This window comes from Vibrio sp. Y176 (genome assembly GCF_033438945.1).
This window is the reverse complement of record NZ_JAWOQS010000002.1, coordinates 263,708-289,452: the sequence shown is the minus strand read 5'-3', so window position 1 is coordinate 289,452 and position 25,745 is coordinate 263,708. Positions and strand designations below refer to the sequence as shown.

At 43.9% G+C, this 25,745-nt stretch carries 27 protein-coding genes; 15 read left to right on the top strand and 12 right to left on the bottom strand.

Going from position 1 to position 25,745, the window contains the following annotated elements; all coding sequences use genetic code 11:
- Positions 1-329: 329 nt before the first annotated feature.
- Positions 330-1,001, bottom strand: a complete 672-nt coding sequence (locus R7O13_RS05520; RefSeq protein ID WP_005375484.1) for a YoaK family protein — start codon at positions 999-1,001, stop codon at positions 330-332.
- Between the two features lie 153 nt (positions 1,002-1,154).
- Positions 1,155-1,556: a GFA family protein gene (locus tag R7O13_RS05515; protein WP_225477760.1), complete on the bottom strand. Its 402-nt coding sequence runs from the start codon at positions 1,554-1,556 to the stop codon at positions 1,155-1,157.
- Between the two features lie 200 nt (positions 1,557-1,756).
- On the opposite strand from R7O13_RS05515, the gene R7O13_RS05510 reads away from it, so the two are divergent.
- Both R7O13_RS05510 and R7O13_RS05505 read left to right on the top strand, forming a co-directional pair.
- Positions 1,757-2,386 (top strand): hypothetical protein, encoded by a 630-nt coding sequence (locus tag R7O13_RS05510; RefSeq protein WP_017821609.1) that lies wholly within the window; start codon positions 1,757-1,759, stop codon positions 2,384-2,386.
- A gap of 124 nt (positions 2,387-2,510) precedes the next feature.
- Entirely contained in the window at positions 2,511-3,794 is a 1,284-nt protein-coding gene (locus R7O13_RS05505; protein WP_064369150.1) for a peptidoglycan DD-metalloendopeptidase family protein, read from the top strand.
- A 107-nt stretch (positions 3,795-3,901) separates the two neighbouring features.
- On the opposite strand, the gene R7O13_RS05500 is transcribed toward R7O13_RS05505, so the two are convergent.
- Both R7O13_RS05500 and R7O13_RS05495 read right to left on the bottom strand, forming a co-directional pair.
- The gene (locus tag R7O13_RS05500) at positions 3,902-5,722 is read right to left on the bottom strand and encodes a putative bifunctional diguanylate cyclase/phosphodiesterase (RefSeq protein ID WP_318303235.1); all 1,821 of its coding nucleotides are present in this window, start codon (positions 5,720-5,722) and stop codon (positions 3,902-3,904) included.
- Between the two features lie 183 nt (positions 5,723-5,905).
- Positions 5,906-6,793 (bottom strand): LysR family transcriptional regulator, encoded by an 888-nt coding sequence (locus tag R7O13_RS05495; protein WP_137283110.1) that lies wholly within the window; start codon positions 6,791-6,793, stop codon positions 5,906-5,908.
- Between the two features lie 105 nt (positions 6,794-6,898).
- Here R7O13_RS05495 and R7O13_RS05490 point away from each other — a divergent pair, with 105 nt between their 5' ends.
- The 3 genes from R7O13_RS05490 (at position 6,899) to R7O13_RS05480 (ending at position 8,885) form a co-directional block, all read left to right on the top strand.
- Complete coding sequence (locus R7O13_RS05490) at positions 6,899-8,092, top strand: multidrug effflux MFS transporter (RefSeq protein WP_182032968.1); 1,194 nt, start codon at positions 6,899-6,901, stop codon at positions 8,090-8,092.
- 177 nt (positions 8,093-8,269) lie between these two features.
- Positions 8,270-8,617, top strand: coding sequence for a hypothetical protein (locus R7O13_RS05485; RefSeq protein ID WP_005391198.1), 348 nt, complete (start codon positions 8,270-8,272; stop codon positions 8,615-8,617).
- A gap of 133 nt (positions 8,618-8,750) precedes the next feature.
- Positions 8,751-8,885, top strand: coding sequence for a hypothetical protein (locus tag R7O13_RS05480; protein WP_017635854.1), 135 nt, complete (start codon positions 8,751-8,753; stop codon positions 8,883-8,885).
- A gap of 127 nt (positions 8,886-9,012) precedes the next feature.
- On the opposite strand, the gene R7O13_RS05475 is transcribed toward R7O13_RS05480, so the two are convergent.
- The 3 genes from R7O13_RS05475 to R7O13_RS05465 all read right to left on the bottom strand — a co-directional run bounded on the left by R7O13_RS05475 (position 9,013) and on the right by R7O13_RS05465 (position 11,964).
- Positions 9,013-9,627 carry a glutaredoxin domain-containing protein gene (locus R7O13_RS05475; protein ID WP_005385185.1) on the bottom strand — a complete coding sequence of 205 codons (615 nt, stop codon included), beginning with the start codon at positions 9,625-9,627 and terminating at the stop codon, positions 9,013-9,015.
- Positions 9,628-9,670: 43 nt separating this feature from the next.
- Complete coding sequence (locus R7O13_RS05470) at positions 9,671-10,528, bottom strand: DMT family transporter (RefSeq protein WP_318303232.1); 858 nt, start codon at positions 10,526-10,528, stop codon at positions 9,671-9,673.
- Between the two features lie 464 nt (positions 10,529-10,992).
- Positions 10,993-11,964, bottom strand: a complete 972-nt coding sequence (locus tag R7O13_RS05465; protein WP_005375535.1) for a porin — start codon at positions 11,962-11,964, stop codon at positions 10,993-10,995.
- Positions 11,965-12,573: 609 nt separating this feature from the next.
- Here R7O13_RS05465 and R7O13_RS05460 point away from each other — a divergent pair.
- Both R7O13_RS05460 and R7O13_RS05455 read left to right on the top strand, forming a co-directional pair.
- Positions 12,574-13,632 (top strand): porin, encoded by a 1,059-nt coding sequence (locus R7O13_RS05460; RefSeq protein WP_318303229.1) that lies wholly within the window; start codon positions 12,574-12,576, stop codon positions 13,630-13,632.
- Positions 13,633-13,852: 220 nt separating this feature from the next.
- The gene (locus tag R7O13_RS05455; RefSeq protein WP_017635857.1) at positions 13,853-14,467 is read left to right on the top strand and encodes a fumarylacetoacetate hydrolase family protein; all 615 of its coding nucleotides are present in this window, start codon (positions 13,853-13,855) and stop codon (positions 14,465-14,467) included.
- Here the strand turns inward: R7O13_RS05455 and R7O13_RS05450 are convergent.
- The 3 genes from R7O13_RS05450 to R7O13_RS05440 form a co-directional block, all read right to left on the bottom strand.
- A complete protein-coding gene (locus R7O13_RS05450; RefSeq protein ID WP_005385193.1) occupies positions 14,464-14,775 on the bottom strand; it encodes an AzlD domain-containing protein in 312 nt (103 codons plus the stop codon). The genes R7O13_RS05455 and R7O13_RS05450 overlap by 4 nt on opposite strands.
- On the bottom strand, positions 14,775-15,485 hold the full coding sequence (locus R7O13_RS05445) for an AzlC family ABC transporter permease (protein ID WP_213885957.1): 711 nt from the start codon (positions 15,483-15,485) through the stop codon (positions 14,775-14,777). Before R7O13_RS05445 ends, R7O13_RS05450 begins: the two co-directional genes overlap by 1 nt.
- Before the next feature lie 79 nt (positions 15,486-15,564).
- Positions 15,565-16,392: an AraC family transcriptional regulator gene (locus tag R7O13_RS05440; RefSeq protein WP_005385198.1), complete on the bottom strand. Its 828-nt coding sequence runs from the start codon at positions 16,390-16,392 to the stop codon at positions 15,565-15,567.
- Positions 16,393-16,621: 229 nt separating this feature from the next.
- Here R7O13_RS05440 and R7O13_RS05435 point away from each other — a divergent pair, with 229 nt between their 5' ends.
- A complete protein-coding gene (locus R7O13_RS05435; protein ID WP_005375522.1) occupies positions 16,622-17,254 on the top strand; it encodes a LysE family translocator in 633 nt (210 codons plus the stop codon).
- 79 nt (positions 17,255-17,333) lie between these two features.
- Positions 17,334-17,756: a GNAT family N-acetyltransferase gene (locus R7O13_RS05430; RefSeq protein ID WP_213879503.1), complete on the top strand. Its 423-nt coding sequence runs from the start codon at positions 17,334-17,336 to the stop codon at positions 17,754-17,756.
- 98 nt (positions 17,757-17,854) lie between these two features.
- Here the strand turns inward: R7O13_RS05430 and R7O13_RS05425 are convergent, their stop codons facing one another.
- On the bottom strand, positions 17,855-19,549 hold the full coding sequence (locus R7O13_RS05425; protein WP_017821603.1) for a phospho-sugar mutase: 1,695 nt from the start codon (positions 19,547-19,549) through the stop codon (positions 17,855-17,857).
- A gap of 330 nt (positions 19,550-19,879) precedes the next feature.
- On the opposite strand from R7O13_RS05425, the gene coxB reads away from it, so the two are divergent.
- Genes coxB through R7O13_RS05405 form a run of 4 tightly spaced genes read left to right on the top strand, consistent with a single transcriptional unit; the run spans position 19,880 to position 24,167 of the window.
- Positions 19,880-21,043: a cytochrome c oxidase subunit II gene (gene coxB / locus R7O13_RS05420; protein ID WP_005385208.1), complete on the top strand. Its 1,164-nt coding sequence runs from the start codon at positions 19,880-19,882 to the stop codon at positions 21,041-21,043.
- Positions 21,040-22,671, top strand: coding sequence for a cytochrome c oxidase subunit I (ctaD, locus tag R7O13_RS05415; RefSeq protein ID WP_318303226.1), 1,632 nt, complete (start codon positions 21,040-21,042; stop codon positions 22,669-22,671). Before coxB ends, ctaD begins: the two co-directional genes overlap by 4 nt.
- Before the next feature lie 20 nt (positions 22,672-22,691).
- Positions 22,692-23,231, top strand: a complete 540-nt coding sequence (locus R7O13_RS05410) for a cytochrome c oxidase assembly protein (RefSeq protein ID WP_017821600.1) — start codon at positions 22,692-22,694, stop codon at positions 23,229-23,231.
- Between the two features lie 51 nt (positions 23,232-23,282).
- Positions 23,283-24,167, top strand: a complete 885-nt coding sequence (locus tag R7O13_RS05405) for a cytochrome c oxidase subunit 3 (protein WP_239932415.1) — start codon at positions 23,283-23,285, stop codon at positions 24,165-24,167.
- A 24-nt stretch (positions 24,168-24,191) separates the two neighbouring features.
- Here the strand turns inward: R7O13_RS05405 and R7O13_RS05400 are convergent, their stop codons facing one another.
- Entirely contained in the window at positions 24,192-24,428 is a 237-nt protein-coding gene (locus R7O13_RS05400; RefSeq protein ID WP_005375504.1) for a DUF2909 domain-containing protein, read from the bottom strand.
- On the opposite strand from R7O13_RS05400, the gene R7O13_RS05395 reads away from it, so the two are divergent.
- Together R7O13_RS05395 and R7O13_RS05390 are read left to right on the top strand one after the other, a co-directional pair.
- A complete protein-coding gene (locus tag R7O13_RS05395) occupies positions 24,427-25,218 on the top strand; it encodes an SURF1 family protein (RefSeq protein ID WP_239932423.1) in 792 nt (263 codons plus the stop codon). The genes R7O13_RS05400 and R7O13_RS05395 overlap by 2 nt on opposite strands.
- A complete protein-coding gene (locus R7O13_RS05390) occupies positions 25,208-25,744 on the top strand; it encodes a cytochrome oxidase biogenesis cluster protein (RefSeq protein WP_239932414.1) in 537 nt (178 codons plus the stop codon). The genes R7O13_RS05395 and R7O13_RS05390 overlap by 11 nt, the downstream gene beginning before the upstream one ends.
- Position 25,745 lies beyond the last annotated feature (1 nt).

The following is a 25,745-nucleotide window of genomic DNA, read 5'->3' as shown; positions in this document are numbered from 1 at the left end:
TTAAATACATCTAGTTATTCAGCCGATTTGTCGGGTAATTGGTCAAATAACGTCTAAGTGTATGCGAATATGTTGCTTGTGTTAGAAAATTGTAGCACGAGAGGCGAATTGCGCAGTGAATTATGGGGCGCATTGTGACTGGAATAATAAAATGGTAAACAAATGTGATTTTGATCTAACTAACTTCTTTGCCAGAAATTCAGTTAGCCTTATCTATTTTAAGGTTTTTAGTGGTGTCAAAATACCGTTCAGCGTTTCTTGTACCGTTGCAGTGTGAACCTATTGAGCCAAATCCGATTGAAGCATGTCGCTTCAATCGGATCGAAATTTTATGCTTTTTGTTGACGGCTAAGTATGTATAGGTAACTCCAGTAAATCAGAGCTGTAGAAAAAGCCAATATTGCTGGGAAAACCAGCGTATATAAACCATATACCGTAAATAGAGCCGCTCCCGCGACGCCGCCAAACAAAAAGCCAAAGAAAATGAATAGGAATAATTTTGCTTTACGTCGGTCAAATTGACGACCTCTCAAGCTCTCTCCAATCATAATCCCTAGATCGGTGATGATTCCGGTCATATGTGTGGTTCTGACTACTGCGCCGCTAAACGTGGTGATCATTGCGTTTTGTAATCCACATGCTGCTGATGCTAGATATTGGCCGTACAAATCCCCTTGCACCAAAAAGCCCAAGCTGAGTAAGAGCAAGCTTCCTTCTATGCACAGTGCAACACCATATCTTCGTCCTAGCTTTAACGCACTGCTTTCAATAAAAAAGCCGCTAAAGGCAGCGCCAATCAAAAAGCTAAATACGATGAAGAGCAGGTGAATGGAGCTATCCACACCTGTTAGCAAGCTGTTCCCTAGCTGAGTTACGGTTCCCGAAAGATGAGTTATCGCTTGGTGTTGAAAGCCGAGAAGACCAACGGCGTTGACGCAGCCCGCGAGAAGAGCTAGTAGAAACGCGCCATATTCCACCCAACGAGGAAGTCTGGAAATCACAATAAACCCCAACCAAATATTAGGAGCCGATTATAACGCTCACACCGAGTTACGAAACCCTTTACAGTAAAACTCGATTGATCATTCTCAAAAAAATCTCACTTATAGGTCGTTTGTCCGAGCCAAAGTAAATACGTGAACGCGGATTGCTCGCTAGCAGATGTGTTCCGTTGTGCATTCGAAACTCACCCACCCGTGTTTCATTTGTTCATAGACTGAAACGGTAGGTTGGTGGAACTCTTTATCGGTAAATAGACCGACGGGAATGATCATGATTTCCGGGTATGCAGAAACGAACAACCTCATTGTCGTGCTGCAGGATGGACAAAAGTCATACTGAACCTCACTGCCATCATCGCCAATTCGGGTATAGCTAGTGACTTCACCGTTTAAAGTGACGTGCTCTTTTTCAAAGCGAGCTTGTACCCCAAAAACACTGCCAGTTCGTTTTTGGCATTCGAAGCAATGGCAGACAGACGTGTGGGTGGGCTCTCCCTTACAACGGATCTCAACTAAACCGCAGGCGCACTCGCATGTATGAATGGTTTTTGTCATCGTGATTACCTATTTGTCCCAATACACCAATAGACCTAGAGCACAGAGCTTGTGTCACTAGCTCGTTATGAGCTCTGGACTTGAAACTATTTGGATACAATCAGTTTAGTTTAATTTTGAAACACTTGAAGAGGTGAAATCATTTGGGTATACAATGGTATACTCGCTTTTCGTTTATACCTTGAAACAAGGAAGTCTTCATGACTCACAAAAAAATCCTGCCGATACCACTTATTCTACTTATTCCAATCGTTTTATTAGTTGTGGTTGTGATCGCAGGTGTTTATCGTTTTAGTTTGTCTGATGACGAGATCATGGCTAAGTTTCCTCAAACAAAAGTAGAAACGAACGTTATTGTGCAAGAGACGCTTGGTATCACTGCACGTAATCCTTGGACGATCCAAGTCCCCGAGCAGGGTGCGGTCACTTTTCTTGATGAGTGGGATAAAGAAAACGGCTATTTGATAGGTGACTATGATGCAGGTGTGACGAAAGGTCAGGTACTTGTTCCAACTGCGTCGATTAGTCAGCGTGAGATTGAAGGTGTTTCATGGGTTGTTGCACCGATGATTGTAACGACACAAGGTAGCGGTTCGTTTAACTATGTTGGCTTGCTCAAGTTTGACCCCTTGCCGAGCCGAGTTGTCCTTTTAGACAGTATTTTTGTTGGTGACCGCGTGAAATTTACTCAGCTCGAATGGAAAAGTGATACAACTATCACGCTTTCATATTTAGCGCACGGTGACGATCAAGCAATGGCAGACACGCCAAATCAATTCAATTCATCCACATTACAGCGTGTAGGGAATAACTTACATATGCAACAGTGATGAATTTTTTTTGAGTTCTGTAAAAATTCAGTATTTTCTGCGCTAGATCTCGAAATTTCCTAGTGATTTCTTATTCGGGAATGCATAAGCTATGAGCCTTGTTTGAAAGGAGATAGTAATTCCCGTGTCTACAAATGAAATTACAAGACGGTTGCCGAATCTGACAAGTCGTAGAGCGCTGCTGTTATACTCCTTGCCAGTTTTAGTTGCGATTGGTGTTTCTCACTCTCTCAAAGAGTCATCTTTAACCAAAACCATCGCATTGAACCTACCTGAATCTCAGGTCGTTGAAAAAATTCTTGATGCGACAACTGCCGAAGTTGTCACTCCCCCGAACTTCGAATATCAAATCCAAACAGGTGACAACCTAAGCACTATTTTTAGTCAGCTCGGTTTCGGTTACAGCTCGTTAATGAAAGTAATGGAAACGGATTTGAACTACTTGGCACTTGATACACTTAAGCCGGGCAATACGCTCCGTTTCTGGCGTGATGATGCAACAGGCGAGTTAGCGAAAATGGAACTGCAATTTTCTATTGCAGATAAAGTGGTCTACAAGCTGAATAGTGATGGTAGCTATGACTTTACTGATATTTCCATTCCTGGCGTGTGGAGCCAAGAACCTTTAGTTGGCGTCATTCAAGGCAGTTTTTCTTCTTCTGCGAGTCGTTTAGGTTTAACGTCGGCGGAAGTGAGTCAAGTCGTAAGCTTACTCAAAGAACAACTTAACTTTGGACGTGATCTTCGTGCAGGTGATCGATTTGAAGTTGTTCGCCGCTCACAAAGCATCAATGGTGTACCAACAGGTAAGAACGAAATTGAGGCGATTAAGATTTATAATCGCGGCCGCGAGATCACCGCTTACCTTCATACTGATGGTCAATTCTACAATGCCAAAGGTGAAAGCTTACAGCGCGCATTCCAGCGTTACCCTGTAAGTAGTCGTTGGCGTATCAGTTCTGGCTTCAACCCTAATCGTTTACATCCAGTAACGGGGCGTGTTGCGCCGCACAACGGCACTGACTTTGCTGTACCAACCGGTACACCAGTCGTTTCTACTGGTGATGGTACAGTGATCATGACTCGTAAACACCCATATGCGGGTAACTACGTGGTTGTTGAGCACGGCAGCAAATACAAAACCCGTTACTTACACCTAAGTAAGATTTTGGTGAAGAAAGGGCAAAAGGTTTCTCGAGGCCAGCGTATCGGTCTTTCTGGTAAAACAGGTCGAGTGACTGGGCCACACCTTCACTATGAGTTGATTGAATACGGCCGTCCAGTTAACGCTATGCGAGCAAATATCCCAATGGCGAGTTCTGTTCCTAAGAAAGAGATGGCTACTTTTGTCGCGAACAGAGATGAAATGGATAGACTATTACGCGATAAAGAGAAAGCAGTGCTGTAATAAAGTACTTCGCTTAAAAAACAAAAAGAGACTAAGCATAGCTTGGTCTCTTTTACTTTGTGCATTAACTAGATTTACATTCCATGACCGTCGCTTGTTTAGAGCTCTTAGGCGCTCCGCACTTCACGTTCATTTATCAGGTGTACGATTTCATCAACACTGTGTGGGCGAGAGTAGAAATAGCCTTGAATGTAGTGGCAGCCCATTTCAATTAACTTTTGTAGTGCTCTATCGTCTTCTACGCCTTCGGCAATCAAATCCACATCAAGCAGTTCTGCCAATTGCGCTATCAAAAACACCACTTGTTCAGAGGTTGTATTTGAGAGCATGTTTTGAACGAAGGTTGCATCGATTTTAATGCTATCAATCGGATAATTGTGTATATAGTTCAAGCTTGAGTATCCCGTACCAAAATCATCCAACGCGACTTTAAAACCTAAGTACCGCAATGAGTTAAGTACCATCTGTTCACGACCACTTTGCGAGAGTAAAACGGTCTCGGTGAGCTCTATAACAAAGTCTTTTGCTTCATGCTGATACTTTTCAACCATGTTAGTTAGGTGGTTAATATAGCGGTTAGAGTCGACCAGCTCATACGCAGGGCAATTGATAGAGAGTTTGACTTTGTATCCTAAGTTAGCTTCTAGCTCTTGTTTTGCGATACATGCGAGTTCAATAATACGTTCACCCAACTCGATAATCAGGCCTGATTGTTCGGCAGCTTCAATGAATTCCGCAGGGGAGATGTTTCCGTAAACATTGCTGTTCCAGCGGGCTAGGATTTCAAAGTAATTCCAGCGATCGCTTGTGATATCTACGATTGGCTGAACAACGACATACAACTCTTCGCTATCATGTATGTCAGCGCTTAGTTGAATGCGCATAGCTTCAATAAGCTGAGTTCTACGGTGATAAAGGGCACTAAGATGTGTGTCGTAATGCTGAATTCGTGTATCGCGATGTTTTTTACAGTCTTTGAGAGCGAGGCTAGCATTCAAAATCAGCTCATCGCTGTTCAACATATGTACTGGTGCGCGCGCGATACCAATACTAACAGTGAAAGAAATTCGGTTAGATTTGTCGCTGTAGCCGCTTTCAATTTTGTCGAGTACTTCCTGACACACGGCGACAGGATCTTCATCGTAAGTAATGAAGGCGAATTCATCTCCAGCGACACGAAAAGCGTTGTTTGGCGATGACAAGCTCTGTTGAATGGCGTTTGCCGTAAACTTAATAATTTGGTCGCCGATATAGTTTCCGTTGATATCATTGATCGATTTGAAGTTATCGATGTCTAGATAAGCCAAACTGAATGGACGAGTGGCCTGTTGCGTCAATGTCTCCAAGGTATCAGCTAAACAGCTACGGTTGAGCAGTCCAGTTAGGTTATCATGCGATACTTCATAGCTAAGCTGATTAAGAAGCTTATCTGAACGTTCACTGACCCACTTTTCACGTAAGCTGTGAATAATGACATTGGCATAAAAGCGGTGGAAGTCGAGGATATCTTGCGCTTCCTTAGCGTGGATGCTTCGGGTAAAGGTAGACAATAAAATTCCCAGAACCTCGCCATTTTGTGTCTTCAATGGCAGGCCAATGTAAGCCTGAATGCCATCCTCTTGAAACATCTGATCTTCAGGAAAGCGTTTGTAAACTTGGTCTTGATAGAAAATATGTTCGCCAATGTCTTTTGCCACTTTTTCACAGGGGGTGCCTGAAAGGTGGTAGCTTAGATTGTCTGTAATTTTTCCATTGCTAGCGAAGGAGATGGTATGAGCCGAATGCTGAAGATGCGCAACTTCTACAACGCAAGTGCAATGGCTCTGCAATTGTTGATGAATATCTAACGTGACTCGGTTTAGCTGAGCCGTGCCGTTTAGCTTCAATATTTCATCAATTTTGTGGAAACTGATTTGTACCTGACCCATTGAGCATTTCACCTAGCGTTGTGATTACCATATCGTGTGAGACACGAAGAATTATTATTTGATATGCATCAAATAAACTATCGGTTACTAAGGCGAATTTTTCAAATTTTGTGAACGAACAAATCATTATTTTCATGTTTTTATGCTTGAACCTTTTAAAGGTATAGCGATAAAAACGCTAAGCTAGGCGCGCTTCTCCTCTTCTAATCGCGATTTGAGATAATCGAGGAACAGCTTAGTTCGGGTATGTTGATAATCCAGCTTTGGATAGTAGGCATATACAATGGCTTTATCCGCTGTGATATCGGGCAAGATAGGCACTAACGCGCCGGATTTGAGATCATCTTTGATCATGACGTTATTCGTCATCAGAATACCCATGCCTCTTTTGGCACCATGAAACAGCGCTTCTGGGTTGGTCGTGGCAAAGTTACCGGACAAGCTGATACGTTTACCTCGATTGGTTTTGATTTCTCGTGAGGGCTTTTCACCCCAAATCAGGACATTATGCTCTGTCAGATCCTCAACGCATTGTGGGGTGCCATATTTTTTTAGGTAACTAGGCGCGGCGTAAAACTGGGCTTTATGTTCGAAAAGTGCGGTGGCTTTGAAACTTAGCGAATTAAGTTGCTCTAATTCCCGGCTAATAAACAGGTCTAAGCTTAGCTCTGGCAATTGGCCCGGTAGCGTTGTCGTTAATTGAAGCGTAATGTCTGGATATTTCTCAAGAAAATCATCTAGGTAATGCACCAAAAACTTAGAACCAACCGCCAGTGTCGCGCCAATTTTCAATAACCCCGCTGGTGATTGATTGACTGAGCGAGTTTCATCTAATACTGATTGCCATGAATCCAACTGATTTTTTGCTCGTTGATAAAACAGCGCACCAGCTTCGGTTTGGCTAATAGAGCGGGTCGTGCGTTTAAGTAGCTGAACGCCAATTTTATCTTCTAGCCATTGAACTCGTTTACTGATAGCTGAGCTGGTGGTATTGAGTTTCCGCGCTGCAGCATTAAAGCTACCTTCTTCGACCACACGAATATAACTCTTCACGCTTTGAATCCAGTCCATTGTGTCTCCTTGGGAATTAATTCCTTTCCAACTTAGCTGATTATCATCTTTGAGTATCAAATATACACTGTTTGCCATCAATCTGTCACAAAGTAGGAGGAACGTTTGCGTAAAACACCATTGTTATTAGCGATGATGATCATTGCCACAGGCCAAGTTGGCGTTAGTATTTATCTTCCTTCTTTACCATTGATTGGTCATGACTTGAATTTGCCGCAACATTCGATTCAGAATCTCGTCACACTATTTCTCGTTGGTTTCGGTATCTCTCAGCTTTTTTATGGCCCATTGTCTGATGCGATTGGTCGTCGACCAGTATTTATTCTGGGCCAAAGTGTGTACCTAGTTGGTACGGTTATTTGTATCGCCTTTTCGGACAACATTATTGCTCTTGAAGCGGGGCGGTTACTTCAAGGTTTGGGAGCGGGCAGTGCCTCGGTGCTTGGTCGCTCCGTATTGCGTGACAGTTATGACGGTATGCAATTAACCAAAGCGCTATCTTATATTTCAGTCACGGCATCTGTGATGCCAATTATTGCTCCGCTGTTTGGTGGTTGGATTGCTTTTCACCTGAGCTGGCATGCTGTCTTTGTGTTTGTGCTGATTTACTTAATGGCAATTTTTACGCTTGGTTTATTGGTGCTGCCAGAAACGCTGCCTTACCCGAAGCGAAAATTTAAAGTAGGCCAGGTGAGTGCAAATTATTTGCGCCTGTTAACGAATACTCAAGTGATTGGTAGTGCGAGCTACAACTGGCTTAGTTATTTATCGGCTCTGGTCACGCTCTCCTTGTATCCATTTTTAATGCAACAAGAGTTAGGCTTAACGGCGGCAGATTACGGTTCTTTGATGATCATACCGTCAGTTGGTTTGCTGACGGGTAGCTTGGTGCTTAATTTGATCAACGCTCGTTACAAAGCTCAGCAAATCTTGCTGATGAGTTTCGCGATTGTTGCTATTGCTGGCTTCATGTTGTTGGTTACACCCTTCAGTGTATTTTCATTACTAGTGGCATTTACGTGTTTAAGTTTTGCCCAAGGCATGTCGTTTCCGGTATCAATTAGTTTGTTGCTGTCGCCACATAAGCAACAGGCCGGAGCGGTTTCTGCGCTATCTGGAGCAATTCAAATGTGTTTAGCCGGGTTGTTTGGCGGATACTTGGTAGATTCTTGGGTCACGAATCAAAACCAGCTTGGGGTGTTTTATTTGTTTATTGCGTTACTTTCTTGCTGTGTGCTTGCATTGAGTCAATTTCGTAAAGTACCCAAAGGGACGATTCAAGCAGAAACTTCCACCTGAATATACTTGCAACGAAAGAGGCAGCTTTCTAAAATGCGCTGCTAAATTAAGTCAGGATCATTGTGTATATTGAATGACTCAGTTTGAGAGGAAGAGGGCAATGCCTGATGCTCCTCTCAGCTTGGGGATACCTTTCTGCCCAAATGACTATCCGATCTCTAATCGTTAGGTGAAAGAATGCAACAAAACGAATTTGAAACACTGGTAAAAGAAATTACTCAGCAAGAAAGCATGCCAAAGGCACTCGAAGTCTTGAAGGCGTGTGAGGAAGAAGAAGTTGCACAAGCGGCACAATCCCTAACGGGTCAGTTTGGTCTTGCAGAAGTTGATGGCGAGAAACGTATTTACCATATTACCACTCAAGAAGACGAGTCCGGAGAAGAGCAAGAATACGTGGAGCACGTCATGAATGAAGGCGATCACTTGATCAAATTTGCTGCGTGGTTCTTTGAAACATTCTTTGAAATCAAACAGAAAGACACGTACGTCGCAGCGGGTAAAACATACCAGCAACCTAAGCGATAGGCGCCCGTTTCGAAAAAGTAATCAGAACTAACTTGAAAGTTAATTACAAAATAAATGTGACTGGAGTCTTGTTTTTATCTAATTGTGGTGTAAAATTACAACATAGTTAAGTCAATACATTCAGGAGAAGGTCATGGGTAACGAACTTGGTGGTGCTTATATTGGCCAGATGATTGCAAAAGACGCGATGCACAAAGCGCTTTACGGTAAAGCGAAGAAGAAAAAAGCTTCTGTTTTTGCTCGTGTTATTAAAAAACTGGCGAAATAATTTAAAAAGCCCTGATTGAAAAATCAGGGCTTTTTGCTTTTCTCTGTTTTGTTGTTAGTAAGTAGCCAACATATTGCACAACATTGGCAAAACGCTACTCAAAGACTGATGACATTTAAATCTAGAATTACGCGGATTGGCTTGGTATCTCCACAACATTGTTAGGCACTTTATCTAGCCCCTTTGCTGATAACCACTTTTCTAAATCGTCAGCGCCTCCAATATATTTTCCATCTAACCAGATTTGCGGCACTGTTACCGGTGTTTTTTCGCCAATGATGGCTTTTACTTCAGGAATCATGCGGTATAAGGCGGCGCTGTCTTTAACTACATCATGGTACTCATACTGAACGCCAGCCTCGTCAAGTAATTGTTTGGCTTTGACACAGTAAGGGCAAGTTGCTTTACCATAAACAATGTTGCCTTTTAGCTCATCGCGTTTTACCCACTCAGCAATAACAGACTGTACAAGCACACCCCGATTCAATGCTTCTCCTTGGCTGATAACTTTCCCTTCGACAAGAAGAATGGGTGCATGCCAAGCACCAGCTTTTAATGGTTCCCACCAGTGCGATAACCAATCTTTTACTTCAAGTTCAACGGGCACATCGGCTAGTTCGTTTTCAAAAGTATCCTTTAAAATATCTTTGGTTAATGTACATTCACCACAAGGAATATTGACTTTGAATGGGCCCCAACTACCAGCCCAGCGATACAGTGTAATTTTGATTGGTTGACTCATATGGGTTCCTCATTTCCTTTCCTGAAAATATAGAACTTTTAAATTAGATTTTACTTTCAACTAACTTTGTCTTTTTCGCTTCCCAATGCGTAATAAACGCAATAGATGCAATAATAATCGCAGCACCTAACCATAAACGACCAGGTGGCACCCAACCAAACACCAACCAACCAGCAACAACATTCAAAGGCAGTTTGGCGTGATCAAATGGTTGCACAAATGAGGCGTCTGCTACTGCATATGCTTTAACGATAGCCCATTGAGCGAGTGCTGTAAGTGCACCTGCGGCTAAAAGCACACCCCATATCGTCCACGTATCTGGCATAGTAAACGTCGGTATCGCTAACAAGATATTAAATGGTGTTATCAGCAGCAATAAATAGACAACCATGGTTGATGGCGGATCGTTTACCGACATTTTTTTTACCATTAATGAATACGCTGCCCAGAAAAATGCGGCGCCAACAGGGAGCAGGGTCGCCCATGTAAATGAGTCTGCCCAAGGCTCAAGAATGATCATGGCACCAACAAACCCCGTCAATGTCGCTAACCAGCGTGCAGTACCTACTTTCTCTTTGAGTAACAAGCCAGAACCAACTGTGGCAAATAACGGGGAGGTCATGAGAAGTGCAATACCTTGCCAAATTGGAACTGGGTAAGCGAGAGCCCATAACCAAAGTTGAATCCCGATAACAGAGAGAAAAATGCGGAATGCATGCCAGCCAAAGTGTTGGGTTCTTAAAGAACGTCTAATCCCAAGTGTACGTAGGTAGGGCAGAATAACAAATAAGGCGATTGCATATTGGAATAACGCAAATGTGGTGGAGGAGACACCAAAGTTGATGCTAGCAATTTGGGCGAAGCTGTTCACTATGGCGAATGCCAAGCCAGCTGTTAGCATCCAGGACGCACCTTGAACAGGATGATGATTCAATTGAAAAATTCCAGTTTGATAGAGGTGGCGGGATCATACGTCCTATTGTTTTTCGCGCCAATAAAAAAATGCCTCCCAGAGGGAGGCGACATTACCAATTCAAAGGACGTGCCTGTTATAACAGGTACAAAGAACGAGAAGCACAAACGCTGCCATGCATTTGCATAAATAATATTGCAGAACACGTGCCAACTTTTATATATTTGATTTTAAATGGTTTTTTGGTTTTTCTATGTTGTCGATTAGATGAAATGCACTAACTTAGTGATCAATCGCATTAAAAGAGGGCAGAAGTAGGCGTCGTTACGCTCGTTTTTCATTGCTGAGCGATGCTTCGATAGTGTGAAAACTTATCGAGTTGTGTTGGGTTAAATAAAAAATGGCCAGCAAAGGTGCTGGCCAAGTGGACTCGCTCTTAGGACAAGAGTGAATTAGAAATCGTAACGTACGCCTAGGCGCAGTGTATCTTCGCCTTCTGTTACTAGACCTGTTGTTGCATCTTTTGCTTCATCAAGTTGGTTGATGTAGTAAGACAGGTAAGTACGGAAGTTGCTGTTTAGTTTGTAGTAACCAACAAGCTCGATACCTTCAACGGTGTCGTACTTTGAACCGTTGTCTGGATCATTCTCTTGAGCTGTGTATAGAGCTGCAAGTGTCACTTTGCTTGCTACTTTGTAGCTTGCGACTAGCTCGTAAGCCGTAAAGTCTTCAGAGTCAGTCAGGGAACCTTGAGAATAAGTACCTGCTAGGTAAAGGTTGTCCATCGAGTAAGCGATACCACCTAGAATTTGATCTTCAGAGTTATCTTTATCTACATCGCCACCAGAGTATGCAAGACCAAAGTCGAGGCCCATTGGTAGTGAGTACATTCCAGAGATGCCGTATTTATCTTCGTTATCGCTAGAGTTTGCTTGGTAGGTTGCTTGAAGTTGTAGTGCATCAAACGCACCACGGTATGCGAAAACGCTGTCTTGCTTATCAGACGACGAATCAATAACTTGCTGAACACCAGAGAATTCTGTGATATCCGTCATGTCAGAGATGATGACTGCAGCCATGTCTTGACGACCTACAGAGAAAGCACCGATATCAGAGTCGACGCCTGCATACATGTAGCGGTTTTTGAATTCACTCTTGCCCGTTTTTTGTTCGGCTTCGTAAACACCGAAAGCAGAAAGGCCGTTGCCGATGTCTGTTTTACCTTTTAGGTTAAGACGAGCACGGCTTTTATCTTCCATGGAACCTTCAACTTCAGCACCGTCTGAACCGATGAAGTCACCACGAAACTCAACGCGGCCGCCAACTTTTAATTCAGTACCGTCGTTTTTGTATACAGTTGCTGCGAATGATGGTGCTGATACCAATGCTGTAAGAATTGCAGTAGTTAGTGCTGCCTTTTTCATTTTCTTATTACCCTAGTTGTAATCGATGGGCTTTCTTGCCCGATGTGTTGATGACGCTAAGGTAAAGGCTGAAAATGAAAGATAGATTTCTGTTAAGTTATGATTTGATTGCACTTTTATTGCTGGCGAGAATAAGTGCCCCTTCTCATACCACTTATAAAAAGAAAGGTTTATCTTTTTTGAGGTTTTTTCCTCTCCGTTGAAGACTGTGTTTTTTTCAAAAAGTTCCTGAATTGTTTCTTGACCCTAAATGTAAGTAAACATTTCAATTTGGCAGGGAAGTTTGGCCTAAAAATAGCGAATCATCAGCTATTTGTGAGCTAACTCTCTCTAAAGCATTTCTTATTGTAAGGTTTTTATTTCTCGATTTCTTGAAGGCTAAGTAAACGATTGCTTTTTAGGTTTTGTCTGAGATCTTTTCACTCGGTTGTCAGGAACTAATCAAATAAAGTGTCGGCAGTTGTTACACAAAGGTAAAACTAATCTGGTGGAAACGATGCCTCGGATAGCCTTTGTATTCCTCTCTTTGTTCATCATTTCGTTTTTACGAAAGTGAACCAAAGCCGGGTCTAAAACTGACTAACCAACTAATAAGTAATGGATTTAGAAATGAATAAAAAATTATTAGCAGCGGCAATCGCGGCAGCAACCTTCGGTACTCAAGCAGTTGCAGTGGAACTATATAATAACGATGGCACAACATTTTCGATGGGCGGCCACGTTTCTGTTAATTTAAATGGATCAGAGCAAGGTGACACGGATGTGGGTACTAACTCTCCTCGTATCAATATCTCTGCGACACAGGATTTGGGTAATGGCTTCACCGCAGACGCACGTGGTGAATGGGCGCTAAACTACTTAGACGGTGGTGAAGAGTCGTTTAAAACTCGTCTAGGTTACTTAGGTATAACGCATGAGGTTTATGGTCGTGCAGTAGGTGGTACGCAATGGTCACCTTACTACGATGTCGCAGGTATTGCAGATATGCCAATCGCGTTTGCCAACGACTTCATCTATGACGATCATGGAAACCTTGGCACTGGCCGTGCGGATAAAATGCTTTCTTACCGTAATGCCATCGAGCTGGGTGAAGCGGGTGTGATCAACTTTGGTCTTGGTTGGCAGGGTGCAAACGATGATTACACGCGCAACGATGCTGGAGTTATAACTGGCGGTGCTAAATACGATGACCGTGTGCAAGCTGCGCTTTCTTACTCAATCATGGGCGCTAAAATCGGTTACTCTTACAATGGCGGCGATTTCCAGCACCCTGCATATTCAGGTAAGCACACGGCGGAATCACACGTTGTATCAGCATCTTACGGTGCGTACGGCCAAGGCCTATTCCTTGCTGCGGTTTATGGTTCAAACGAAAACATGAACTTCAGTGCAAAAGGCGACCGTTTAGAAGAAAGTGATGCATACGAAGCGATCATCGCATACGCTCTAGCAAACAGCCTAAACTTGAGTGTTAACTATGAGATGGTGGAAGGTAAAGAGTTTAAGAGCTCTAAAACAGAAACTGCTCGTGAAGAAATGGCACTACAAGCAGAATACAACTTCACGCCTAAATTTGTTGGTTACGCGGGTTACCAGTTTGACCTAAATGACGACAATGGTCGTGAAACTGATGACAAATGGGCGTTAGGTGCTCGTTACTACCTATAATAGGATTTAGCGAGAACTATTATTCAGCTCATTGATCTAAAGCCAGCCTCGTGCTGGCTTTTTTGTCTATTTGTTTTACAAATACTTTGCTGTTTCAATTAGATGATACAAAACTCAAAACGGGGTGAATGTCTTATTTTTTACACTAGAGGTTGCTATTTAGTGTCGTTAAGTCAATAGGTTAGATTATGATGGGATTTTTGTTTTGCAGGGAAGAATGATGAGTGTTATTCAAGTTGAAGAAAAGAAAGTAGAAGTGGGTAAAGTGCTTTGTGTTGGACGAAATTACGTTGAACATATTCATGAGCTTAATAATGCAATGCCTGAGCAAATGGTGGTATTTAATAAACCCGCAACTTCCGTATCAACAACTCTGCGTTCATTCCATCAAGAGCCCCTTCATTATGAGGCTGAAATCTGCTTTTTGATCAAGGATGGACGTTATTCAGCGGTTGGTTTGGGATTGGATCTGACCAAGCGTGGTTTGCAATCCTCGCTTAAAAATCAGGGGTTGCCGTGGGAGCGTGCTAAGGCATTTGATGGCTCTGCTGTGTTTAGTCGGTTTGTCTCTTTGGATAACATTGATATCAACGATCTTAACCTTGAGCTCTTAATTAACTGTGTTCGTGTACAAAAAGGTCACGTTAACCAAATGCTCTATCCGCCGCTAACTATCCTGGATGAATTAACCAGTTACACAACACTTCAAGATGGCGATGTAGTGATGACTGGTACACCAAAGGGCGTTGGTGAGGTACATGAAGGTGACATCTTCCTTGGTCGATTAAAGTGTGGCGATGTCACCTTGTTGGAGATTGAGTGGTTGGCGGATTAAAGCCAAATTCGTAGAACGAGAAATACCACCATACTGATAACCGTCGTTAAAAGAACATTTTTAGTAAAATACGCGATTAAAGCAGCCAGTACGGCAGCCAGTAAAAATGGGTTTTGCACATTGACGCTGAGCTCCCCATCGGGAATGAAAACGATAGGTGCCCAGATCGCAGTCAGTACTGCGGGGCTAGCGTAATTGAGTACTTTTTGAGTGCGCGTCCCTAATCGCAATGGTAGCTTGGGTTCTAAAAACAAGTAGCGGCTGGTGAAAACAAGTACCGTCATCAGCAAAATAGCCAACATGATCATTAGCGTTTCTCCTTTACTTGTTCCACAAAGTAACCAGTAAGCATGGCTAAAATGCTTGAAATCATCAAACTTCCCTCAATTTGATAATAGGTTAGGGCAACTGAGCTCACCAAAGCCACAATAACACTCGCGAGCACTGCTGCATTTTTAATGGTGGGTACTACTATCGCGATAAAAGTTGCGGCTACAGCAAATTCCAAACCCATTTCGTTCAGTTCAGGGATTAGACTTCCCGCAATAATGCCCGTCAATGTCGCGACATTCCAAAACAGGTAAAAACTCAGACCAGCCCCAAGTGCATACCAGCGATTAAACTGTTTATCGGAATGGTGGCCTACAATCGCAAACAGCTCGTCAGTAAGTAAGAAGCCGAGTGATAATCGCCATTTTAGAGGGAGCGGTGCAATTTTACTGCGCATCGATACACTGTAGAGGAAGTGTCGAGAGGTGATAAAAAGCGTTGTCAGTAACATGGTCACTAGACCTGCTCCCGTTTTAATCATTCCCATCGCGACGAGCTGTGCAGAACCTGCGAACAGAATGGCGGATAGTGCTTGTCCTTCCAAAGGGTGAAGCCCAGTATCAATTGCGAATGAGCCTGCGAGTAAGCCCCAAGGGAGCACTGCGATACTCAGAGGCATCATCGCAAGTGTACCTTGCCAAAATAGCGTGGCTTTTGATTCTTTTTGTAACGGCAAAGTGTGGTCCATAGTTTCTTCTTATTTATTCCTAAATCAGATTACCAAGATAGCTCGGTAGTCGCATAACGCCTTGTACAATATTGCTGCTTTAGCTGTGACGGACGTATTGGCCGGGAGTGACGCCCATGGCTTTTTTAAAGTGTCGATGCAGATGGCTTTGATCATGGAAGCCGCATTCTTGTGCCACGTCTGAAATTTTTTGTCCCATTTTTAGTAGCTTCTTCGCCATACGTAAACGTTGCTGAATTTGATAGGCATGAGGCGGAAAGCCAAATTGCTTTTGAAACTCTCTCAGCAGATGAAAAGGGCTTAATCCAGACAGTTTGGCGAGTTCTTCTAGTGAGACGTCCGTTTGTGGAAAGTCTTCCAAAAATTCTCTGACTAGCTGCACTTGTCGCTGAGCTCTGGTTGATTCTTTCAGTGGTGCCCGATGAGTGCTGTGTTTACTGGCTAGCTTAATCAACGTGCCGTAAACCAAAGTTTCTCTCAACAAACGGTTGTCTGATTTTTCTAGTGTTTCAAATACCAATCGTAACTGACTAGCCAGCTCAGGATCGTAAACCACAGGTTGAGGGAAATAGGGCAGAGCTACATTTGGTGAACCAAGCTCTTGTCCTAAAGTTTGAAACTGCTGAGGTACGGGGTACATTGCTTTGTATTCCCAGCCGCCTTCCGAGGCTGAATGTCCGTTGTGTACTTCATCTGCATTAACAAGGATGATGCTGTCCTGTGGCGCGATATGATTCCCGCCCGTCCTAAAAAATTGTTGTGCCCCTTTTTCGATGACACCAATAGTGTAACCTTCGTGGCTATGGCGTGAAAAATTCTGCTTCTCATACTTTGCATCGAGAAGTTCTAAACCGCCGAGCTCTTGAGCTATCTTGAAGGTAGCGATTTCCTTATTCTTTTCTTTCATCTTTATCCGGTCTGCTCAAGAAAATCATTTTAGAAGTGTAACGGATCCATCGTGCTTATTTTTGTACAAAATTGCTATTCGATTTTGATAAACAGGCGAATTGATTGCTATTTTTCAACTGGGCAAACTATGATTTTTATTTTTTGATTTATCTTGGCTATTTTGGGCTGGATGATGTTATTTTGTTGGTATAACATTCGCCGCCTTGTTGTAGAAAAGCGGTTTCATCATGATTGATTTATCTGTACTTCCTGTTTATCTCACCGCAGTAGTGGCTTTGTTGCTGTTACCAGGGCCCGATATGTTGCTGATAGCGAGCTCTAGTATGAGTTACGGTAAGAAGGTCGGTCTGTTTGCTAGCTTAGGCAATGCGACGTCTGGTGTTATTCTTACTTTGCTTGCAGCAATGGGTGTATCTACCCTGATTGCCATGAGCCCAATAGCCCTTAAAGTCCTTCATCTACTAGGTGGCGCTTACTTGTTAAAAATGGGTTGGGACTGCTTACGAGCTGAGGCATCTTCGGCTCCAGAGCTTGATGGTCAAAACAAAATGGCATCAACTTATTATCAACGTGCTTTGATGAGTAATTTGCTCAACCCTAAAGCATTGGTCTTTTTTGTGATGTTTTTGCCGCAGTTTGTCTCAAGCAATATCACGGCATCTTCTGGTGAGCAGATGCTAGCGCTAGGGTTATTGTTGAACGTTCTTGGCTTGTCATTCAATTTATTACTTGTTGGGTTAGCAGGCACATTGGGCAAAGGGCTGCTCGAGAACGAAAAATTCCGCACGTATCAACATAAACTAATGGGGTTAGTGTTTGTTATTCTGGCGTTGTGGATGCTGAGTAGTTTCGCCTTGTAAAGTTATCATATTCCATTAGAAAGCCAGCAATTGCTGGCTTTTTGTTTTAGGATATTGGTGTTTCCTAAGGAGAGGATATATGAAGCTTGAATTTTGTTTAAATCCAGATCAAACAGACCTTGATTTTGTTCGTGAAGGTATTCGATCTTATAACCGAGTGCATTTACCTGAAGGGGAAGTGCATGCTGTAGGCTGTTTCGCAAAAGATGAGAATGGCAAGATCATGGGTGGCTTGACTGGCGAAATGTTTAAAAATACGGTGTTTGTTGAGTTTTTGTGGGTAGACGCTGAAAGTCGAACCTCTGGTCTCGGTAGTCAATTAATGTCGATGCTAGAACAAAAAGTAAAGCCTCATGGGGTTACCCATGTTTATTTGGATACCTACAGCTTTCAAGCTCTTGAGTTCTATCTCAAATTGGGTTTTGAGAAAGTGGGGCAGTACTCAGGCTATCCTGCAGAGGGCATCCACAAGTACTTTCTACAAAAGGAAATTGTAGGCTAGGGAAAGCACGGGTTAGCTTGACTTGTTCTAGTGAAAATCAAAAAAGAGGCGCGAATTTGCGCCTCTTGTTGTATCAAATATCTATGTTTCTCTTTGACTTACAAACTTTGCTGGTGCGCGTCGATAAGTTCGTTCATCTTCGCTTCTGCTGCTTGCTGTGCTTGTTCATAGCTCATATCCGCAGGGAAGAGGTTGATGACTTCGTAGTAACATTTTAGTTTTGGCTCAGTACCAGAAGGACGAACAATCACGCGAGATTGATCTTCTAGGTGATAAATCAATACGTCACTTGCTGGTAAGTCAATGGATTCTTCAGAGCCGTCGTCAAACATGCGAACCGATGTTTTTAGATCTTCGGTTACTGCAACTTTTTTACCAGCAATCTCTGTTGGTGGATTGGCTCGGAGTTTGTCGCCGATTGGTGGAGAGTTCGGGTCGAGAGCGATGCTGCGTTGTGCGTTGAAGTAGAAACCGTGCTCGCGGTACAGCTCTTCCAGTTTATCCCACAGTGTTTTGCCTTGCGCTTTAAGCTTGCCTGTTAGCTGTGAAAACGCGACGATTGCAGATAAACCATCTTTATCCCACACCTTGTTACCCACGGTATAACCGAGCGCTTCCTCATAAGCAAACAAGAATGGGTTGGTTTCTGTCTCTTGTTCCATGGCAACGTTAGTAAGCCATTTAAAGCCAGTTAATGTTTGATAGTATTGTGCGCCATGCGCCTTAGCGATGCTGCTCAGCATTCTTGAGGATACGATGGTGTTGCCAACCAAAGCGTTAGGTTGCTGTTCCAACAAGTAATCGCCAAACAGTGAGCCCACCTGATCACCTGTTAGCATTTGATACTCGCCATCTGGGCGTTTAACTGCCACGGCAAAACGGTCCGCATCTGGATCGTTAGCGCAAGCGATATCGGCATCTACGGACTTACCTAACGCCATCACCATATCCATTGCACCGGCTTCTTCAGGGTTTGGGAAGTTGACGGTTGGGAAGCTTCCATCAGGTTCGCGCTGTTCCTTAACACTTGCCACTTTTTGGAAGCCTGCGTCGGCAAGTAGCGTTTCCGCCATATTCGCGCCAACGCCATGCATCGCAGTGTAAGCGATAGAAATATCGGTGTTGTTGTCAGGAGTAAGCAGCGCGTTTTCATTCATTGTCTTACGGTAAGTTTGGTAGTAGTCGTCTTCCAACCAAACTAACAAACCGTGCTGTTTTGCATCATCGAGAGACATTAAAGGTAATGGCTTCGTTGTTGCGTCATCAATTTTCGCTGCGATTCCAGAGTCGTGCGGAGGAATAATCTGTGCGCCATTCTCCCAATATACTTTAAAGCCATTGTATTCTGGTGGATTGTGACTGGCAGTAACAACAACAGCGGCCGCTGCATTCAATGTACGGACACCAAACGCGACAATTGGGGTTGCTGCAACGTCATACGTTAGGTAAACCTTGATACCAAGGGCCGTCAGTACGGATGCGGTATCATGCGCGAATTGTTTTGAATCGGGACGACCGTCGTAGCCAATAACGACACCACGACTCGCGGCATCTTTGACTTGCTCAAGCAAATAGTGCCCTAAACCAGTGGCGGTCTCTTGAATCACCAAGCGGTTCATTCGGTTTGGACCTGCGCCCACTTTGCCACGTAAGCCTGCAGTACCAAAGGCAAGGCGTGAGCCAAAGCGATCAGTAAGTTCTTGTTCATTGTTCGTATCGACGAGGTGTTGTAGCTCTTCACGAGTCTTAGGATCAGGGTCTCGTTCTAGCCATTGCGTAATTAGTGCTGTCATATCAGTCATTCCTTAGTAGGGGGAGCCTACTTTCTTGGACACTTCGTTTGGTAAGTATCTCAATGTTTTCTTTTAAATCAATGTAAATGGTTCTCAATTACATTTCAAAGAGGGCAATCGATAAACCGAATTAATTTTTCTTATCCGAACAAAATTTAATCATATTTAATTTCTTGAAGAACCTTGGAACTATAACTAGCCTTTTAACATAAATATAACAAACCGTGTCGAAATCGTAGTTTTTGTGATTTTTCGTAAAGTTGTTCGATATTTGCATCGGGACGCAAGGAAGCTCGCGTAGGCGTAGCGGCTGAGCAGAGGAGAGATCTTTTGAAAAGATTAACGACTACTCTAGCCTTATCACTGAATGTGATTTTAATCACATTTTCCTCTTTTGGTTGGTCAAAGGAAAATGACTACAACATGACAAAAGGGGTCACAGAGATAAGTGGGCAAGTGTATGAATTACATATGCTGATTTTCTATATCTGCTGTGTAATTGCTTTGATTGTTTTTGGTGTGATGTTCTATTCCATCTTCCGTCATCGCAAGTCAAAAGGAGCAGTTGCCGCACATTTCCATGAAAGTACAAAAGTGGAAATTATTTGGACGGTCATACCCATCATCATTCTTGTCGCTATGGCGATTCCCGCAACGAAAACTTTAGTCGCAATGGAAGACACAAGCCAATCGGATATCACGGTCAAGATCACAGGCTCGCAATGGAAATGGCATTACAGCTATTTTGGCGAAGATGTTGAGTTTTTTAGTTTGCTTGCCACCAGCCAAAAACAAATTGATGGAATCGAAGCTAAAGGCGCACATTACTTACTGGAAGTAGACAACCCTTTGGTGTTGCCTGTGAATCGCAAAGTGCGTTTTTTGATGACTTCTGATGATGTCATTCACTCTTGGTGGGTACCGGACTTTGCCGTCAAGAAAGACACCATTCCAGGTTTTATTAATGAAGCATGGACAAGAATTGATGAGCCAGGCGTATATCGCGGCCAATGTGCGGAGCTATGTGGTCGTGCACACGGATTTATGCCAGTGGTGGTGCATGCGATGGAAGAAGAAAAGTTCGATGAATGGCTAGCGAGTAAGAAGGAAGAACTCGCACTTCAAAAAGCGGCGGCACAAGAAGCGCTCTCTCAAGACTTATCTATGGACGAATTGATGTCGCAAGGCGAATCGATATACACGGCGCGTTGCGCTGTGTGTCATCAGGCAAATGGTGAGGGGATTCCGGGTGCATTTCCCGCGATTAAAGGCAGTCCTATTGCAACCGGAGATGTTACTGAGCACATAGATATTATTGTCAATGGTCGCCCGGGCACCGCAATGCAGGCTTTTTCTAATCAGTTAAGTGACAAAGAAATTGGCGCGGTTATCACATATCAACGAAATGCATGGGGCAACGATACTGGAGATACAGTGCAAGCATCCGATGTGAATGCCTTTAAGGCACAAGGCAGTGCTAAGGAGGAAATATGAGTAAGCCAATAGATAAGGCAGTGAAGTCTGCGCCAGCAGAAGCCAATGCGAACAGTACCATTGCGATTGATGATGGTCACGAGCATCATACACCCCAGGGCATCACTCGTTGGTTGTATTCTACAAGCCATAAAGACATAGGCACTCTCTACCTTTGGTTTAGCTTTGCGATGTTTCTAACAGGTGGTGCGATGGCTATGATCATTCGTGCCGAACTGTTCCAGCCAGGGCTACAGCTAGTCGATCCGCAGTTTTTTAATCAAATGACCACGGTACACGGTTTAGTGATGGTATTTGGTGCGGTGATGCCAGCATTTACGGGTCTTGCTAACTGGATGATCCCGATGATGATCGGCGCTCCAGATATGGCGCTGCCACGCATGAACAACTTGAGCTTTTGGATCTTACCTTTTGCATTTCTCATCTTGTTGAGCTCGTTGTTTTTACCTGGCGGCGGTCCTGATTTTGGTTGGACGTTTTATGCTCCGCTGTCCACGACTTATGGCCCGGATAGCACTGCGCTGTTTGTATTCTCTGTTCATATCATGGGTATCAGCTCCATTATGGGCGCGATCAACGTTATCGTGACGATCGTAAATATGCGAGCTCCGGGAATGACTTGGTTCAAGTTACCAATGTTTGTTTGGACTTGGTTAATCACCGCTTTCTTGTTGATCGCGGTTATGCCGGTACTAGCGGGTGCGGTGACCATGGTTCTTACTGACAAATATTTCGGGACTAGCTTCTTTGACGCAGCTGGTGGTGGTGACCCGGTAATGTTCCAACACATCTTTTGGTTCTTTGGTCACCCAGAAGTGTACATCATGATTTTACCGTCGTTTGGAATCATCTCCGCTATTCTGCCTGCTTTCAGTGGTAAGAAGCTGTTTGGTTATCATTCGATGGTTTACGCGACGTGCAGCATTGCATTGTTATCTTTCCTTGTGTGGGCGCACCACATGTTTACCACGGGGATGCCAGTTTTTGCTGAGCTCTTCTTTATGTATTGCACTATGCTGATTGCGGTACCAACGGGGGTTAAAGTCTTTAACTGGGTTGCCACCATGTGGCGTGGAGCTCTGACCTTTGAAACGCCAATGTTGTTTGCCATTGCCTTTATTGTGCTGTTTACCATTGGTGGCTTCTCGGGACTGATGTTGGCGATTGTGCCGGCGGACTTCCAATATCATGACACTTACTTCGTAGTTGCCCATTTCCATTATGTGTTGGTATCTGGTGCGGTATTCTCGATCATGGCAGCGGCATACTACTGGCTACCTAAGTGGACGGGCAATATGTACGATCACAAGCTGAGTTTATGGCATTTCTGGTGCTCAATTATTTCCGTCAATGTCCTGTTTTTCCCAATGCACTTCCTAGGCTTAGCGGGCATGCCAAGACGCATACCGGATTACGCCATTCAGTTTGCTGATGTTAATCAAATAGTATCAATTGGTGGGTTTGCATTTGGGTTGTCACAACTGATCTTCTTATGGTTGGTGATCAAGTGTATTCGTGGCGGGGAAAAGGCTTCTGCAAAACCGTGGGAACGTGCGGAGGGCTTAGAGTGGACAGTGCCAAGCCCTGCGCCACATCATACGTTTACTACACCGCCTAAGATTGACTAGCAAAGAGTGGGGTGAGTGACATGAAACCGAATCCATCAAACAAGAAGCTCACAGTGAAGTTGCTTTTGGCGACCCTGTTAATGTTTGGCTTCGGCTATGCACTGGTCCCACTTTATGACGTGATGTGCGACGCACTGGGAATCAATGGAAAGACAAGTGAAGTGGCCGCCATTCAACCGACAGGTATGCAACCGGACATGAGCCGAACTATTCGCGTGGAGTTTATGGCGCATGTCAGCCCAGATATGCCTTGGGAGTTTAGACCCAAAGTGATTTCGATGGATGTTCACCCAGGTGAAGTCGTACAAACCGAATACCTTGCATTTAATGAAAGCGGGCAGAAGTTGGTGGGGCAAGCCGTTCCTTCTGTTTCTCCCGGGACTGGAGCTGCTTACTTCAATAAGATTGAGTGTTTTTGCTTTAACCAGCAGCCTCTGGATGGTAAACAGCAAGCTCAAATGCCGTTGATTTTTTATATCGAACCGGACTTGCCGGAGTCTATACACACGTTAACGCTGTCTTACACACTCTATAAACTTCCCCCTCCTACAGGCTCTTAGCCACTCAGGGAGAGAGATACAGACCAAGGTTGGTCAGTAAGGAGAGAAATTATGAGTAACAAGCCAGGAACATATTATGTTCCCGCTCAAAGTAGCTGGCCGATCATCGGTGCATTTGCTCTGTTTTTGGTTGCTGTTGGCGCAGGCATGACCGTCCAGGGGACACAAAGTGACGGTGCAGTGGGAACCATTGGTGGCATTGTGCTAGCGGTGGGCTTCTTGTTCTTGCTTTACATGTTGGCTGGTTGGTTTAGTAATGTGATTACTGAATCACTGAGTGGAAAATACAGCTCGCAAATTACTCGTTCTTTTCGCCAAGGAATGAGCTGGTTTATCTTTTCTGAAGTGATGTTTTTTGGTGCCTTTTTTGGTGCCTTGTTTTACGCCAGAATGATTTCTGTGCCTTGGTTAGGTGGGGCAGATAATAACTTCATGACCAACGAAGTCCTGTGGCCAACCTTCGAAGCGATGTGGCCACTCACACTGACACCGGGGGGAGAAACAACACAAGCTATGCCGTGGCAGGGCATACCCCTTACCAATACTATCTTGCTGCTATTGTCGTCTATTACGCTACATATGGCTCATATAAGCCTTGAACAAGACAAAAGAACGGCACTGATTGTTTGGTTAGAGATAACCATCGTACTTGCTGGCTTTTTCCTATATTACCAAGCGGTTGAGTATGTTCATGCTTATCAAGACATAGGGCTCACGTTGCAGTCCGGTATTTACGGTAACACGTTCTTCATGTTGACGGGGTTCCACGGTTTACACGTTTGTCTTGGGACTATCTTTTTGATCGTGCTTCTGTTCAGAATCGCTAAAGATCACTTTTCGCCAAAGAGCCATTTTGCCTTTCAAGCGGGCAGCTGGTATTGGCATTTCGTGGATGTGGTTTGGTTATGTCTGTTTGTGTTTGTTTACGTACTTTAGGCGCAGTGTGAACTCTTGGTTCGACTAATAAGGGCGAGGGTTTGGTGCTAGCCAACCTGAGCTGAGCGCAATAAGCAAAAGGACGACCACCAAAGCGGAGAACATGACTCGACGGCCTAAGTAATGACTCATGGGTTTGTCTCTTTTTTCAGGATTATCTGGGTCTTCACGAACCATTTCGATAAGCGCTTTTGCGAGGTTGAAGATAATGAAAAGCAGCAAAAGGACAAGCGTCAGTTTGAATAGAAATACGGTGGACATGGTACCTCCGGTTTCATCATTGTTGTTATCAAGACAATTATGGCTATCGAAACGGTTTTGGGTTGCAGTTGGTTTAACTGTGGTTGTGTTTTCTCTTTTGGTCAAACTGGGTTTTTGGCAGTTTGAGAGAGGGCAAGAAAAACAAGCATTGGAACAAGCCATTCTCGCGCGTGCGGATAGTGCGTACCAAGCACTAAGCGTCGTTCTTGAAGACAACGACTGGCGAGAGGAAAGTATCCTCGGGAAAAAAGTGGAAGTTAATGTTGTTCCTCAGGCGTTTCCCGTAATTCTGTTAGACAACCAAACGCATCAAGGCAGTGTGGGATATTTAGCATTTCAGATTGTATTGACGAGCGATGAACCTAGTACCTATGCGTTATTGGAGCTTGGTTTTGTCGAGGGAAGAGCAGAACGCTCAGTGTTACCAACGGTCACCAAACTCGATAATTCGACTTTCATCACAGGACGCCTGTACCGAAAATCTACTAATCCACTGAGTTCAGAGTTAATGCCGGAAGTTGGCGATGTTATTCGCGTGCAAAACCTAAACATCGCGCAATTGAATCAGCTACTGAATATTGAACTTATGCCCGCAGTCTTGCAGCCAGACAATTTAACTCGTTGGCCCTATGACTTTCCTTGGAATCCATTGCCACTCAATAGTGCCAAACATTTTGGCTATTCGATTCAATGGTTTTCGATGGCAGGTGTTTTCTTATTACTGACTTTAATTGTTTTTGTTCGTTGGCAAAAAAAGTTGCGTCACATGGAGGTGAAGCATGACATCTAAAGTAACCAAAGGACGACTAATGTTGATTGCGCTGGTTTGTACGTTCGCGCTTCCCGCTGTCATTGCAAAAGTCATTCTTACACAAGGGTGGTATCAAAGCGGAGTGACCAATAGAGGCGAGTTAGTCGAACCATACACGACGTTAGAGCAGCTTGGTCAAGAGTCACCTCTCAAAGACCATGGTTGGCAACTCGCTTATGTATTGCCTAACGAATGCACTGAACAGTGTAAACAGCAGCTTTACCTGCTTCAGCAAAGCCATGTTGCTTTAGGTAAGTATCAAGAGCGAGTAGTGCCAGTCGTTTGGCAGACTGTGCATTCAGATCCCATGGAAGTATCGATGTTAGCGATGCAAATGAATGAATTGGTTACCGCTAAAGTGAAACCTGGGCAAATGTTGATCGTTGATCCTCTTGGGCAACTGGTGATGTCTTACTCGCCGAAACCAAATGAGGACTTAGTCCTATTGAATAAAGGTATGTTGGCGGACTTACGCAAGCTCTTAAAACTGTCACGAGTCGGTTAGA